Origin of the sequence: Adhaeribacter terreus (assembly GCF_042657365.1) — a bacterium.
In the GTDB taxonomy this organism is placed as follows: Bacteria; Bacteroidota; Bacteroidia; order Cytophagales; family Hymenobacteraceae; genus Adhaeribacter_A; species Adhaeribacter_A terreus.
In genome coordinates, this window is record NZ_JBHSKT010000016.1 from 17,821 (window position 1) to 30,508 (window position 12,688).

Genomic DNA, 12,688 nt, shown 5'->3' on the forward strand with positions numbered 1-12,688 from the left:
AATTCTTAATCAGATAGAAGCTTTACTTTTTCTCAACCAGGTAAAACGGATTATCGCCGCGCGGTATCAACCCCATTTTTAGCTGGAAAACGCGTGCCATATTAATAGCCCGAGCTTTACTCATTTCGGCAATTTGTCCTTCAAAAAGATCATCAATATTTTTCACGAACAATTCCATCCAGCGGTCAAAATGCCCTTTTTCTACCGGTAAAAAAGCGTGTTTAGGAAAGGGCTGACCGTTATACGTGGAACTGCCTAATAATATAGAACTCCAGAATTTATACATAATGGGCAAATGCGTTTCCCAATTTACGTGCGCATGTCCGTTAAAAACCGGCGACAACATATCATCCTGGTTTACCAGATCGTAAAAAGCATCTACCATTCGCTTAATATCTTCTTCCGTCCGGATATCTGGTTTTTCAGTATTCATAAAGGTGTATTCAGTTATTTTTTTCTGGTTATAAGTCTAACGTTCAGGCTGAAAGCTTGTAGTTTCTTAACGGTTTTAACAGTCGAAACATTCAATTATCCGGTTTCCCACGTTGCAAAAGTAGGTTTTTAAAATCAATTTAACAGATGACGGGAATCAGAACGGATGCTGACTTTCATCATATTTAAGCATACCCGGCGGCAGTAATTTTGTAAAGAACTTAAAACCAAAGAATCAGATGGAAGCCGCACCTTCAGTTGATTTAAAAACCTGCTACCATTGCGGGGAAGATTGTGACGATAAACCAATTCTGGCCCACGAAAAAGCGTTTTGCTGTGAGGGCTGTAAAGTGGTTTACGAAATACTCGATAACAATAATCTTTGCACGTATTATTCTATTGAAGACCGGCCCGGCAATACCGTAAAAGATCCGGTAGCCGAATCGCGGCTTGCGTATCTGGACGATGTTTCTGTTATTAACCAACTGCTCGATTTTCAGAATTCTCAGATCAGCAAAATTACGTTCTATATTCCGCAAATGCACTGCAGTTCCTGTATCTGGCTGCTCGAAAATCTACACAAACTTGATGCCGGCGTAACCGATTCCAAAGTAAATTTTCTGCGAAAAGAACTGGCCGTAACCTTTGAGCACGGGCAAACCAGCCTGCGCAAAATTGTAAAACTTCTGGCTGATGTCGGCTACGAACCAAACATTACCTTAGCCGATACACACGCAAAAGTACAGCCCAAAAGTTACCAGATTGCTTATAAATTAGGCCTGGCGGGTTTCTGTTTTTCGAATATCATGTTGCTCAGTTTTCCGGAATATTTGTCCGTAACCGGTGAGCTGGAAAAGAGCCTGGGCAGTTTTTTCTCCTATCTGAATATCGTGCTGGCTTTGCCCGTTCTGTTCTGGAGCGCGCGCGGTTTTTTCGTTTCCGCGTTGCAGGGCTTAAAACAGAAAATGGTAAACCTCGATCTGCCAATTGCTATTGGGCTGGCTTCGTTGTTTACGGTTAGCATTTACGACATTGTAACGGTCAAAGGACCAGGCTTTCTCGATTCGTTCACCGGCCTGGTATTCTTCATGCTCATCGGGAAATATTTTCAGCAGAAAACCTACGATTCTCTTTCCTTCGACCGCGATTATACTTCTTACTTCCCCATTTCGGTAACCGTTTTGCGCAACAATCAGGAAACTTATGTGCCGGTAAAAGAACTGAAAACCGGCCAGCGTTTACTCATCCGCAACCACGAACTGATTCCCGCCGATGCGATCTTAATGAAAGGAATTGCCAATATCGATTACAGTTTTGTTTCTGGTGAATCGGTGCCGGTAGCAAAAGTAGCCGGTGAAATTATTTACGCCGGTGGTCGCCAGGTAGGAGAGAGCATTGAGCTGGAAGTAGTAAAAGAAGTGAGCCAGGGCTATTTAACGCAACTCTGGAACAGTAGCGTTTTCAGGAAAAAAGACGAAACCAATTTCGAAACATACGCGCATGCGGTTGGAAAGTATTTTATTTCGGTTACACTTTTAATTGCGGCCGGCGCGCTGGTTTACTGGGTGCCGCGCAATACCGATATGGCCATAAAAGCTTTTACCTCGGTGCTGGTAATTGCTTGTCCGTGTGCGCTATCGCTGGCTACGCCGTTTACGTTGGGAAGTGCTTTGCGCATTTTCGGGAAGAATAAATTCTATCTGAAAAACCTGAGTGTGGTAGAAGAAATGGCCAAAGCCGATACCATTGTATTCGACAAAACCGGTACGCTAACTGAAACCGACCAGTCTGAAATCAATTACTTCGGAACGGAACTTTCACCGGAGGAACAAGTGCTTTTAAGATCGGTATTAAAACATTCAACCCACCCTTTAAGCCAGCGCATTTACAACCAGTATAAAACTACAGCGCTGCCTGTTTTAAATTTTGTGGAAATTCCGGGCAAAGGCATTGAAGCGGAAGTAAAAGACGTGAAAGTAAAGATCGGTTCGGCCGGTTTTACCAATGCTGAACCCGGGCCGCAAACAGAAACCCGCGTCTACATCAGTTTCAACGGCAATGTTTCCGGCTATTATGTGTTCATGAACAAGTACCGTAATGGCTTGGAAACGGTATTGAAATCGCTGCAAAAAGTAAAAAAACTAGCGGTACTCAGCGGCGATAACGACAGTGAACGCGAACGTTTAAAAAGCATTTTTGGTCCGGATGCAGAACTGAATTTTAACCAGAGCCCGGTACAAAAACTCGAATACATTCAGCAGTTAAAAGACAAGGGCCACAAAGTGATCATGATCGGCGATGGTTTAAACGATGCCGGCGCGCTGAAGCAAGCCGATGCCGGTATTGCCTTAACCGATAAAGTAAGCGGTTTCAGCCCAAGCTGCGATGGCATTCTGGAAGCAAAGAATTTCTGGTTACTGGGTACGTTTCTGAAATTCTCGAAACTGAACATGCGCATTATTCTGGCCAGTTTCGGGGTGAGTTTCATCTACAATATCATTGGTTTAACCATGGCGGTTATGGGCGAATTTACCCCGATCGTTTCGGCTATATTAATGCCGATCAGTACCATTAGCGTAATTGTTTTTGCAACTATTTCGGTACAGATCGCAGCCAATAAAATGAAGCTAAATAAGCCGGAGAAACTGGCGGTAACGTGATGAAGCTTTAACTGAAAATTAACAGTTGGTTTTCATGAGAATTGAATGTGATTATAGAATACCAGACTGCGGAAATAAATTTATTACATTGCTCAAATACAATAGTTCATTGGCAGGTTCAGGAATACTGAATGAGAATAGTTTTTAAAAGATAATAAGCTTATAAATTCCTGTTTTTCATAAATAAAAAGCCCCTTCAAAGAAGGGGCTTTTTGATTTCAACAATTAAACAATCTGTAAGCAAAAACTTAAAATGGCTTGAATTTTAAGCCCACTGAAAACCCGATCGTAGTTGGTTTTACACCCACAAATGCCTGTTTATCCTGTACTGGTTTTAAGTAGTATTGCATGGCCGGACCAGCCGTTAAAGTCAGGTTTTCGCTCAATGGCTGTTTGTATTGGAAACTCAGATTCAGGTATGGGTTAAAAGCTGATGTTGGAATGGCGGTGCCTTCTCTGGTAGATTTGGTTTGTAGTAACCAGTTCATTCCCACGCCACCGGCCATATCCAGTTTTTCAGATAAGCATAGATTCAGGCCCGTAAAAATGCCGCCAAAATAATACCGGAATAAGTGTTCTTGCTGGCGTTGCGTATGATAAAGCTGCATAGAAACGCTGTTGCTTTGCAGCTCGGTAACTACCGAATCGGGTTGGAGGTTTACGGTTTGCAAACGCAGATGCTGATTTATTCGGGCGGCCTGGATACCAACGTTCAGTTGCAGGTTTTTTCGTAACTGGTAATAAGCCCGAAGGCCAAATTCATAACCAAACCGTTCCGATTCGAAGGCATTTTTGTTTTGCAGTTTCAGAATACTAATGTTATCCTGTTGATTTGGCAATACCCGCTGGAACGTATAATGCGGCATGCCATAAACGGAAAAAGCCCATTTCGAGGCACTATTTTTATCCTGCTTTTTATCGTTGTTTTCGTACTGGTTTTCTGGTTGCGGTAACGTGGCGATCAGGTATTTTTTTAACGAATCGGGTAGTGTTTTCGGGAAATCTATTGCTGAAAATGCTTTTGCGATTGCTGTTGTTTTAAGCTCAAGCCCGGCAATTTCATTTGCGTTTATTGCTTCATTTGCATTTAAGATTTCTGCATTTTCTTTTACATCAGAATTATTTTCCGCAGCAACACTAACGAAAGTGTTTTCGAGTTTTTCGCTGCTAAACCCTACCGTTTTTGCATTTTGAATTTCAGAAGAAACATTCGGTTTAGTTGCTTTATCAGCGTGTACTTCCTCAACTTTATGAAACGCCAAAGTGCCGGCTTGCTGGTTGCCGGAACGGGCCGCTATATTTTGCGAACCAGTAGATGTTCGTTCCTTGCTTTCAACTTCCGTTCGCTCGTTTTTCTCCATTATTGCAACGTTTCTGGAAGGTCGGTTGGTAGTTATTAAACCGCCGGCAAGCAGGTTCTTACCTGATTCGTTTCCGGAATTCGTCTGTATATTTTCTGAGTTTCCTTTCGAAATCGGCGCTACATCTTTCGTAATTGTTTCATGAGTTTTTAGGCCTGAAACCATACCGTTTTCTGCAGCCGCTGGTGAATTTACAGTTTCCTTAATTTCGGGTTTTTCGCCCTGAACCGATACCGTTTTTGAAGCTTCGTTTTTGATGTTTTCGGAAACAGGATCAGTGGAATTCTGGGCCAGGTTCTGCTCTTCAGAATTAAGCCAGCTCAACGAATCTGAAAAGTACAAAGCAGTTGGCAGCACCAGGAAAAACAGCAACGCCGGTAACCAGAAATAACGATAATTCCGGCGCGGTTTCAGTCGCTGGTTAATGTTGGCCCAATCCTGCGGCGAAAGCTCGCCTTCAAAATCGTAAAGCTTTTTCCCGATCCCTTCTTCCCAATCGTTATCAACTCGCATATTTACAGGAATTTATTTTTTCTAACTTTTTTTTCAGCATTGTTTTCGCCCGCGCCAATTGTGAACGCGAAGTAGCTTCCGCAATGCCCAGCATGTCGGCAATTTCGGCGTGGCTGTAACCTTCAACCACGTTCAGGTTAAAAACTACTTTGTAGCCTTCCGGCAATTCGTTTATCAAGGCCATCAATTCCTGGGCGCTTAATTCATCCAGTCCGTTGGTTTGGGTTTCGTCCGAAACTTCCAGTTCATGACTGTCCTGGTGGTTATAATGTTTGACGTTTCTCCGGTAATTATTGATTGCGGCATTTACAAAAATTCTGCGGATCCAGCTGCCGAAAGCACCGTCGCGGTAAGTATGAATATTCTTGAAAACCGAAACAAAAGCATCCTGGAAAATATCATCTGCTTCGAAATCGGTTTTAGAATAGCGCAGGCAAATACCTTTCATGCGCTTGCCGTAAAGCCGGTAAAGCGCTTCCTGGCAGGCGGGTTTGCCTTTTTTGCAGCCTTCGATTATTTCCTGTTCTGTAAGCAAATGCGTAGGTTGGTTTGTTTCCGGAGTGTCTTGTTTGGTAAAAAGCGAAGGCCAGCGGCCGCCGATTTTACTGAATGTTTACCGTTACCGTAGAGGTACTGCAGTTGGTGCCCTGGCAAATGCTGTACTGGAAACTATCGGTAATATTATGCAGCGGCGTAGAGGTCATATACACAATTCTGGAATTGGTTCCTGAACCGATAACCTGCAAACTGCCATAACTGCTTTGGTTAATAAAATGGATGGAAATAGTTGGAGCGTTGGTACACCAGATATCGTTGGCCGCTACATTTATTGCCACCGAATCTACCACTTGGTTGTGCAGCAAATTTACCACATCTGGATTAGCCGTGAGCGTGCAGTTTGGAACAGCTGGTTTAACTCTGATCGTTACTTTAGCCATTGATGAACCAATAGAATACCAAAGCACATCTGTTCCGGTAAAATTGGCTTGCGGGGTGTAAACAAGTTGGTGATTGCTGTTCAGGGTTGCTAATCCGGAATCTGGCCGGCTAATGATAACCGGGATTTTATTGCAGGTAATATCGTTCTGCAGGATATTAATAACGGAACTTTGGTTCGCATAAACCGAAACGGTATCATCGGCGACAAAAACAGTGCATGGGTTGCCAGTCGAATCGGCTTGAACCGTAATGATCACGCTGGCTGAAATGCAATTCGGGCCGATGCAGACTTTATAATTTACCGAATCGCGGCCTACAAAATTGGTTTCTGGCTGGTAAAAAACGCTGCCCGGCGTGCCGGTAGGCTGTATGGTACCATGCATCGGCTTACCGAATTCTACCGTAGTTTGCCCGGATATGGTATCGTTGGCAAGTACATGTAATTGGATGGCCTGGTTTTTTGTAGTGGTATAAAAATCGTTGCGAACCACCAAGGTCGAAGCCAGAAGTGGAGCAGTATCTTCTTCAAACTTATCGCAGCCGCTTAGTAGAAAAACGATGGCAAAAATCCCGGCGAAGTAGTTGAACAGCGATTGGTTTTTCATTGCAAAATTTAAATTAACAGGAGCGAAGCGCAAGCTTCAGTACCAAGACACACCGTTTGGCCAAAACGCTGCTTGGGTTTGATAAAAAATATTAAAAGGCAATATAACAGAGAAAAGCGGGATTTCCGAAAGCCTTTTGATTCCCTACTTAACAACAATACCAATAAAAGAGCCTGCTCCGGAAATAAAAAAGGCACCTTTCAAAAGGTGCCTGTAATTATTCACGCAAAAGTTATAAGCTTAAAAATTTGAAAAACGGTAGGGTTTAGGGGTTAAAAAGTGGCGGTTTTTCTCTGCCCGAAAGCGTTTGGTACTTTCTTATGATTCATTTTATCGAAATTAAACGCAACTGTAATTCCCGGCACGCCATATAAATAAGTTGGCGCCATTACAATAGTTGGTTTGCGTCCCCAGCGGTTGCGGTGCGATAAATAAGCCGCGTGTGACGATAAAATACCAATGCCGGCTCCAACAAATACATCACTTTGCCAGTGTTTGTCTTTTAACATCCGGAACGCAGCAACGCTGGTAGCAATTCCATAAGCGCCTACGCCATACCAGTTACTGCGGTGTTTCATTTCGGTGTGCAGAATGGAAGCTGCCAGAAAAGCCTGTGCAGTGTGCCCGGAAGGTAAAGATTCGAAGTCTTCGCCGTTGGGTCTTTCCTGGTTCGTAATATGTTTCAGGCCGTAAACAGTTGCGCCAAAAATCGCTTCCGCTTTCAGAATTACAATGGTGGTGTTCAGCAAGTCATTATTGGAGCGTTGGTTTGCTAAATTGGCAATGGCCAGTTCTACGTAAGGTGCAATCAGAAAAGCATCATCGAGCCAGGTATCAAAATTTGGAAAATTGCGCTGAATGTCTTCGCGGGCATCGTAGGAACTGTAAAAACCGTTGTCTTTAATGGTGCTTACGCCATAACCGATCAATACTGCCGGCACAATGGTAGCTTTAAAAACCTTCGATTTGTAAAAGGGCTGTTTCGGTTTTACTTCCGAAACCGGGTCCTGGTATTTTTGCAATGTATCGGTTTGCTGTGCCAGCGAAAAGTTCGGAAATAAGATCGTGGAAAATAAAGCCAGCAGGCAATAACGGTAAAATTGTGTCATAGAAAAGCGTTTCGGAATTCCGGTTTCTTAAACGTAGGTAAAGATTAAATAGATTTATCTGCGTAGCCAGGTAAAAACGCTAGGGTTTTAAGCTCAAAATTGCTTCTTAAAATATTTCCCAGAAAATTCTGCAAGGCGCTGCAACAGATTTCACTCCAATTGAATCTTATAAAAAGAAACGAACAGCGCTGGCTGCAGCAGCCTCTTCAAACCTGAATTATAAACTGCCTTAAAATTATGAAAAAAGATATTTTGAAACGAAACTTTCTTCCAAAGCTGCGCCGCAGTTTTCTGTTGCCGGCTTTGTTCCTGGCTGCTGTTTCTACCGGTTGCGAAAGATCCTGCACCGACGACCCGGCTCCCGGAAATCAGGCTTGTACCACCGAAGTAACTGTAGAATCGGCCGGCTGCGCAAGCGGCGCTTTTCAAAGCCGCTGGTTTAAGTTGCCGAATGGCGAATGGCTGCAGCCTTTTGAAAATCAGACAAACATTACTAGTGTAGAACCGGGACAGCGCTACACGATCGGCTATGAAATTATGAAACGCGATAACCGCTACGACAAGCAAGTGGTCTGCCTGGCACTGCCACCAACGGGAAAAGCGATCAGGATACTTTGCATGACGCCGATGGAAGTTCCAACTGTATACTGCGATACGTATGTAACGGCCCGCAACGTAAATTGCAGCCTGGGTGCCTGGGGCAATACCTGGCTGCAGCTACATAACGGCCATTATTTACAGCCTTGGCAGAATAATACCGCTACACAAACGCTGGTGGAAGGCGCCCGCTACAAAATTGGTTTCACACCTATGGCCCGCGACAACCGCTACATCAACATAAATACCTGCGCTGCCATGCCTTTAGATTCTATGGCCTGGAGTCCGCAGGTAGTTTCGGTGAATTGCCTGGAACCGGTAGGAGAGAATTAGAGATATATTTCCTATATTTGTTAAGAAGAAAAGCACTTACGGATTTGTGAGTGCTTTTTTGTTTTAAAGAAATGGTAGGGAAGAACCGCGAAAAACTCACAACGCCATTTAAATTAAAAAGCTGTTATGGCTGAAAAAAATACAGATTTTTGTGGGAAACAAGGCCTTACGAAAAAATGAGGATTAAGGTTTTTAATAATATTCTCTTAAACTTGCAGCGGGTTTTAAAATTTGAATGCCTGTTTATCGCTTAAAATTATGGATGTATTAAAACGAAATAATGTGCAAGTGCGTGGCAAAGGGCAAATTCCAATGCTTTTTGCCCATGGCTACGGCTGCGACCAGAACATGTGGCGCTTTATCACGCCAGCTTTCGAAGAAGATTACAAAATTGTGCTTTTCGATCACGTAGGTTTCGGCAATTCCGATATTTCCGGATACACGCCAAAAAAATACGGTTCCCTGCAAGCTTACGCCGACGATATTATAGAAATCTGCGAAACGCTGAACCTGAAAGATGTGATCTTTGTAGGCCATTCGGTAAGCGCCATGATCGGCGTTTTAGCGGCAATTAAAAAACCGAAACTATTTCAAAAACTCATCCTCGTTGGGCCGTCGCCGCGTTATATAAACGAAATTGGTTACACCGGCGGCTTTTCCAGGGAAGATATAAATGGTTTGCTCGAATCGTTGGATAGTAATTACCTGGCTTGGGCCGCGGCCATTGCGCCGGTAATTATGGGCCACGCCGATAAACCCGAACTTAGCGAAGAACTGGCCGCCAGTTTCTGCCGCAGCCATCCGGAATTCGCTAAAAATTTCGCCTATCTAACATTTCTTTCCGATAACCGCGAAGACCTGAAAAAACTCCGGACGAAATCGCTGATCCTGCAATGCAAAGAAGATGTGATCGCGCCCATGGAAGTAGGCGAGTACCTGAAAGCTAATATTGCCGACAGCGAAATGGTGGTTTTAGAAGCTACCGGTCATTGCCCGAACTTAAGTGCCCCTAAAGAAACCATTAAAGCCATACAAGATTTTCTGCATGCCGAAACGGTAGGGAAAAACGCCTAAAAAGTCAGCCCGATTTACCAGAAAACAAACCGGGCACTTTCAGAGAAAATGGATAGAACAGAATTAAGGAAAACCAACGGCGATGTATTTTTTGAGGCAACGCGCGAAGCCGGAAATTCCTATATTCTGGTGAATTGGGTGGGCCTGCAAAGTCTGGAAACTATCATGATGGGTGCCAATCAGATACTCGCCATGCTTCGGCAGTGCCCTGCTTTTGCCATTCTAAACAGCAACAAAGAACTGATCGGTCCCTGGGATGAAGGCGCACTTTTTCTAGGCAATACTTGGGCACCCAAAGCCCGTTTGCTGGGCGTTAAAAATTTTGCGCACGTGCTGGCACCGGGCATTTACGGCAAACGCGCCGTTCAGTATTTTCTGCAAAGCGCAGAAAAACACCTGCAGGTCCAGACCTTTGAAACGGACCAGGAAGCGGCCGAATGGTTGCTTTCCGCTTAAAACAATTTTGCATTTCAGGATTGTTGCCAGGCTTAACCGTTTTCAACCTAACAAACTGATCCGCGTAACCAAAAGGAACACATTCATATTCATTCAAAATAACTAACGCATTTTCCAGCCGCGTAAATGACACAGGAACTGAAGAACGCTTTCGGGAAGGTTTTTATAACCATAACGGTAGACCAGAAAAACCGCTGGATCGCTACGAACTGGCTCGGTTACCAGACCGAAGAGAGTATTAAAGCGGGCGCGGGAGCATATTAAAGGCGGTAAAAGAAAATGGTTTTAACTGCGTTTTAAACGATACTACCCAGTTAGTAGGTAGCTGGAACCATTCCCTGGACTGGGTACTGAACGAATGGGCGCCGCGGGCAGCCAGCACAGGTATCCGGTATTTAGCCCTTATCTCCTCTCCGGAATCTTTTGCCGATTTATCCGCTTCTTCCTTCGACGCCAACATAAAAGCATTTGAGGTAAAGCGGTTCGCAAACCGCGCCGACGCCGAGAATTGGCTACGTCAGTTTTCACTCAAATAAATATTCTGTAAATCACACATTCACGCTTAAAACGAGCAATAATTACCCATGGAAAGAATAGTAGTATTAAAGAAAGTTTTCGGCGAAGAATATTTACGTTTAGAACTCATGGCAGATGATGCTTTTATAAATGCGCAATGGTCGGGCGTGCAATCGGTAGAAACCGTGATGGAAGGCGGCAACAAAATTCTGGAAATGATAAAGGAAAGCGGCTGCAGCAAATTGCTCAACAGCAACAAAAACGTGATCGGCTCCTGGGATCTGGCGCTGGAATGGGCTGAAAACGAATGGGCGCCTGGCGTGCGTGAAGCCGGTTTACGTTACCTGGCCCAGGTAGTTCCTTCCAGTTATTACGCCGCCATGACCATCGAAAGCCTGCTACCCCGCATAGACGGCAATTTCGAGATCCGCACGTTTGAAGAAGATAAAGATGCCGAAGCGTGGTTGCTGTCGGTTTAGAAGCATCTTAAGCCGGTTTTAGCAATTAAGAATCGCTATGGTTTTAAGCTGAAAAAGTGCCGGGAGGGGTGAGGTTTTGCTTTGATGGAATATCTCGCAAGTTTAGCTGCAACTTGTGAGATTTTTATTTAGCCAGACAGTAAAGGCGGAAGCATGGTGATTTTTTATCAACGACTTTTTCTTCCTAAAACCCTATCGTTTTCATAGCCAGCAGCTTTGGTTGCCTTGCAGGCAAGGTAAGTTGCAAACTTACCAGAATTTAATCCACAAGTTCCGGCTGCGCCTAAACTTGCGGAATGAACGTTAATACATAACCTAGCATCGCTCCGCCAATTACAATAAAAGCACTGTTCAGTTTTTTGAAATAAAACACCACCACAAAGCTGATAACAGCAATTAATATAGCGCGCCAGTCGGTTAACGTATCGCGGCTCATTTCTACCATTACCGCCAGAATTACTGCCACCGAAGCTACATTCACCGCATCCAGAAAGGCCGAAAGTATCGGAGATTTCCGTAGCCTGGGAATAAGCGGATTCAGCATAGCCACAAATAAGAACGAAGGCAGGAAAATACCAATCGTTGCCGCCAAAGCTCCCCAAAAACCACCCAGTTGCCAGCCAATAAAAGTAGCCGTAGAAAGTACCGGTCCGGGCGTGAACTGGCCAACTGCCACTGCATCTATCAGTTCCTTTCGCGTGAGCAGCCCTTTGCTTACCAGTTCAGCATCCAGAAAAGCGAACAGCACATACCCGCTGCCATAAAGCAAGGCACCCACTTTCAGAAAACTCAGCAATATTTTGAAATTACTGATCTGGAATTCTTCTCCGGCCGTTTGCAGTAATAAAAGTGGGGAAATGGCTGGAGCAGTTTTTCGAAAGCTTTTGATAAAATAAAGCAAAATACCAACTACACCACAACTGAAAAGCGCCACAATTTCATTTACGCCGAATAAACAAATTACCAGCGTTATAGTCCCCAAAACGCCCAGCTCCAGATTTTTCAAAGCCTTTTGCCCCAGCGAAATTACCGCCGAAAGTATAATAGCAATAACCGCCGGTTTTATGCCATAAATAAAAGGCGCCACTTCCGGAAGCTGCCCGTATGCGCTGTAAAGCCAGGCAAACCCCATGGTAATAAGCACTGCCGGCAAAATAAATGACAAACCTGCTACGATCAAACCCGCCCAACCAGCTCTTTCGTGCCCGCAATGCATGGTCATTTCTGTAGAATTAGGACCGGGAATTAAATTCGTAGCCCCGATCAGATCCAGAAAATGCGCCTGGCTAATCCACTGCCGTTTCTTCACCACTTCATCTTCCATCATGGCAATATGCGCTGCCGGGCCACCAAAAGAAATAGCGCCAAGTTTCAGGAAAAGCCCGGCAATTTCGGTTAAGTTGCCTTTCTTGTTTTCAGTCATGGATTTTTTTAGTGGATTAATGTTTTGCAAATGTAATGTAGATACGTTCCAGTGCAACGGCTAATTCTTAGAAACTGTTTTAAAAGCCATTAGCAACGTTTAAGCATTACTGAGATCATTGCTATATATACCATCGATTGGCTGTTCATTCTGTTCTTCTCATAATCTTTATTCAGACGCCTTGCATGCAG

12 protein-coding genes are annotated in these 12,688 nt (G+C 44.1%); 6 read left to right on the forward strand and 6 right to left on the reverse strand.

Features of this window, described 5'->3' with window-relative positions; all coding sequences use genetic code 11:
• Positions 1–22 precede the first annotated feature (22 nt).
• Entirely contained in the window at positions 23–433 is a 411-nt protein-coding gene (locus tag ACFPIB_RS17270) for a group III truncated hemoglobin (protein WP_378018726.1), read from the reverse strand.
• 238 nt (positions 434–671) lie between these two features.
• Here ACFPIB_RS17270 and ACFPIB_RS17275 point away from each other — a divergent pair, with 238 nt between their 5' ends.
• Complete coding sequence (locus ACFPIB_RS17275; RefSeq protein WP_378018727.1) at positions 672–3,092, forward strand: heavy metal translocating P-type ATPase; 2,421 nt, start codon at positions 672–674, stop codon at positions 3,090–3,092.
• 248 nt (positions 3,093–3,340) lie between these two features.
• Here ACFPIB_RS17275 and ACFPIB_RS17280 read toward each other — a convergent pair whose 3' ends face one another.
• The 4 genes from ACFPIB_RS17280 to ACFPIB_RS17295 all read right to left on the reverse strand — a co-directional run bounded on the left by ACFPIB_RS17280 (position 3,341) and on the right by ACFPIB_RS17295 (position 7,619).
• A complete protein-coding gene (locus tag ACFPIB_RS17280; RefSeq protein ID WP_378018728.1) occupies positions 3,341–4,966 on the reverse strand; it encodes a hypothetical protein in 1,626 nt (541 codons plus the stop codon).
• Positions 4,956–5,501 (reverse strand): RNA polymerase sigma factor, encoded by a 546-nt coding sequence (locus ACFPIB_RS17285; protein WP_378018729.1) that lies wholly within the window; start codon positions 5,499–5,501, stop codon positions 4,956–4,958. The genes ACFPIB_RS17280 and ACFPIB_RS17285 overlap by 11 nt, the downstream gene beginning before the upstream one ends.
• Before the next feature lie 67 nt (positions 5,502–5,568).
• A complete protein-coding gene (locus ACFPIB_RS17290; protein WP_378018730.1) occupies positions 5,569–6,510 on the reverse strand; it encodes an Ig-like domain-containing protein in 942 nt (313 codons plus the stop codon).
• Positions 6,511–6,782: 272 nt separating this feature from the next.
• Positions 6,783–7,619, reverse strand: coding sequence for a phosphatase PAP2 family protein (locus tag ACFPIB_RS17295; protein ID WP_378018731.1), 837 nt, complete (start codon positions 7,617–7,619; stop codon positions 6,783–6,785).
• A 237-nt stretch (positions 7,620–7,856) separates the two neighbouring features.
• Here ACFPIB_RS17295 and ACFPIB_RS17300 point away from each other — a divergent pair, with 237 nt between their 5' ends.
• The 5 genes from ACFPIB_RS17300 (at position 7,857) to ACFPIB_RS17320 (ending at position 11,074) form a co-directional block, all read left to right on the forward strand.
• On the forward strand, positions 7,857–8,549 hold the full coding sequence (locus ACFPIB_RS17300) for a hypothetical protein (RefSeq protein ID WP_378018732.1): 693 nt from the start codon (positions 7,857–7,859) through the stop codon (positions 8,547–8,549).
• A gap of 258 nt (positions 8,550–8,807) precedes the next feature.
• Entirely contained in the window at positions 8,808–9,623 is an 816-nt protein-coding gene (locus ACFPIB_RS17305; RefSeq protein ID WP_378018733.1) for an alpha/beta fold hydrolase, read from the forward strand.
• A gap of 48 nt (positions 9,624–9,671) precedes the next feature.
• Positions 9,672–10,079, forward strand: coding sequence for a hypothetical protein (locus ACFPIB_RS17310; protein WP_378018734.1), 408 nt, complete (start codon positions 9,672–9,674; stop codon positions 10,077–10,079).
• Between the two features lie 126 nt (positions 10,080–10,205).
• Complete coding sequence (locus ACFPIB_RS17315) at positions 10,206–10,343, forward strand: hypothetical protein (RefSeq protein ID WP_378018735.1); 138 nt, start codon at positions 10,206–10,208, stop codon at positions 10,341–10,343.
• 320 nt (positions 10,344–10,663) lie between these two features.
• Positions 10,664–11,074: a hypothetical protein gene (locus ACFPIB_RS17320; RefSeq protein ID WP_378018736.1), complete on the forward strand. Its 411-nt coding sequence runs from the start codon at positions 10,664–10,666 to the stop codon at positions 11,072–11,074.
• 283 nt (positions 11,075–11,357) lie between these two features.
• Here ACFPIB_RS17320 and chrA read toward each other — a convergent pair whose 3' ends face one another.
• Positions 11,358–12,497 carry a chromate efflux transporter gene (gene chrA, locus ACFPIB_RS17325; protein ID WP_378018737.1) on the reverse strand — a complete coding sequence of 380 codons (1,140 nt, stop codon included), beginning with the start codon at positions 12,495–12,497 and terminating at the stop codon, positions 11,358–11,360.
• Positions 12,498–12,688: the final 191 nt, after the last annotated feature.

Bases quoted from the DNA above. Each gene is read 5' to 3' on its own strand.
- ACFPIB_RS17305 (WP_378018733.1), top strand. From the start codon at position 8,808: ATGGATGTATTAAAACGAAATAATGTGCAAGTGCGTGGCAAAGGGCAA.
- ACFPIB_RS17270 (WP_378018726.1), bottom strand. From the start codon at position 433: ATGAATACTGAAAAACCAGATATCCGGACGGAAGAAGATATTAAGCGA.
- ACFPIB_RS17300 (WP_378018732.1), top strand. From the start codon at position 7,857: ATGAAAAAAGATATTTTGAAACGAAACTTTCTTCCAAAGCTGCGCCGC.
- ACFPIB_RS17275 (WP_378018727.1), top strand. From the start codon at position 672: ATGGAAGCCGCACCTTCAGTTGATTTAAAAACCTGCTACCATTGCGGG.
- chrA (WP_378018737.1), bottom strand. From the start codon at position 12,497: ATGACTGAAAACAAGAAAGGCAACTTAACCGAAATTGCCGGGCTTTTC.
- ACFPIB_RS17320 (WP_378018736.1), top strand. From the start codon at position 10,664: ATGGAAAGAATAGTAGTATTAAAGAAAGTTTTCGGCGAAGAATATTTA.
- ACFPIB_RS17310 (WP_378018734.1), top strand. From the start codon at position 9,672: ATGGATAGAACAGAATTAAGGAAAACCAACGGCGATGTATTTTTTGAG.
- ACFPIB_RS17315 (WP_378018735.1), top strand. From the start codon at position 10,206: ATGACACAGGAACTGAAGAACGCTTTCGGGAAGGTTTTTATAACCATA.
- ACFPIB_RS17290 (WP_378018730.1), bottom strand. From the start codon at position 6,510: ATGAAAAACCAATCGCTGTTCAACTACTTCGCCGGGATTTTTGCCATC.
- ACFPIB_RS17280 (WP_378018728.1), bottom strand. From the start codon at position 4,966: ATGCGAGTTGATAACGATTGGGAAGAAGGGATCGGGAAAAAGCTTTAC.
- ACFPIB_RS17295 (WP_378018731.1), bottom strand. From the start codon at position 7,619: ATGACACAATTTTACCGTTATTGCCTGCTGGCTTTATTTTCCACGATC.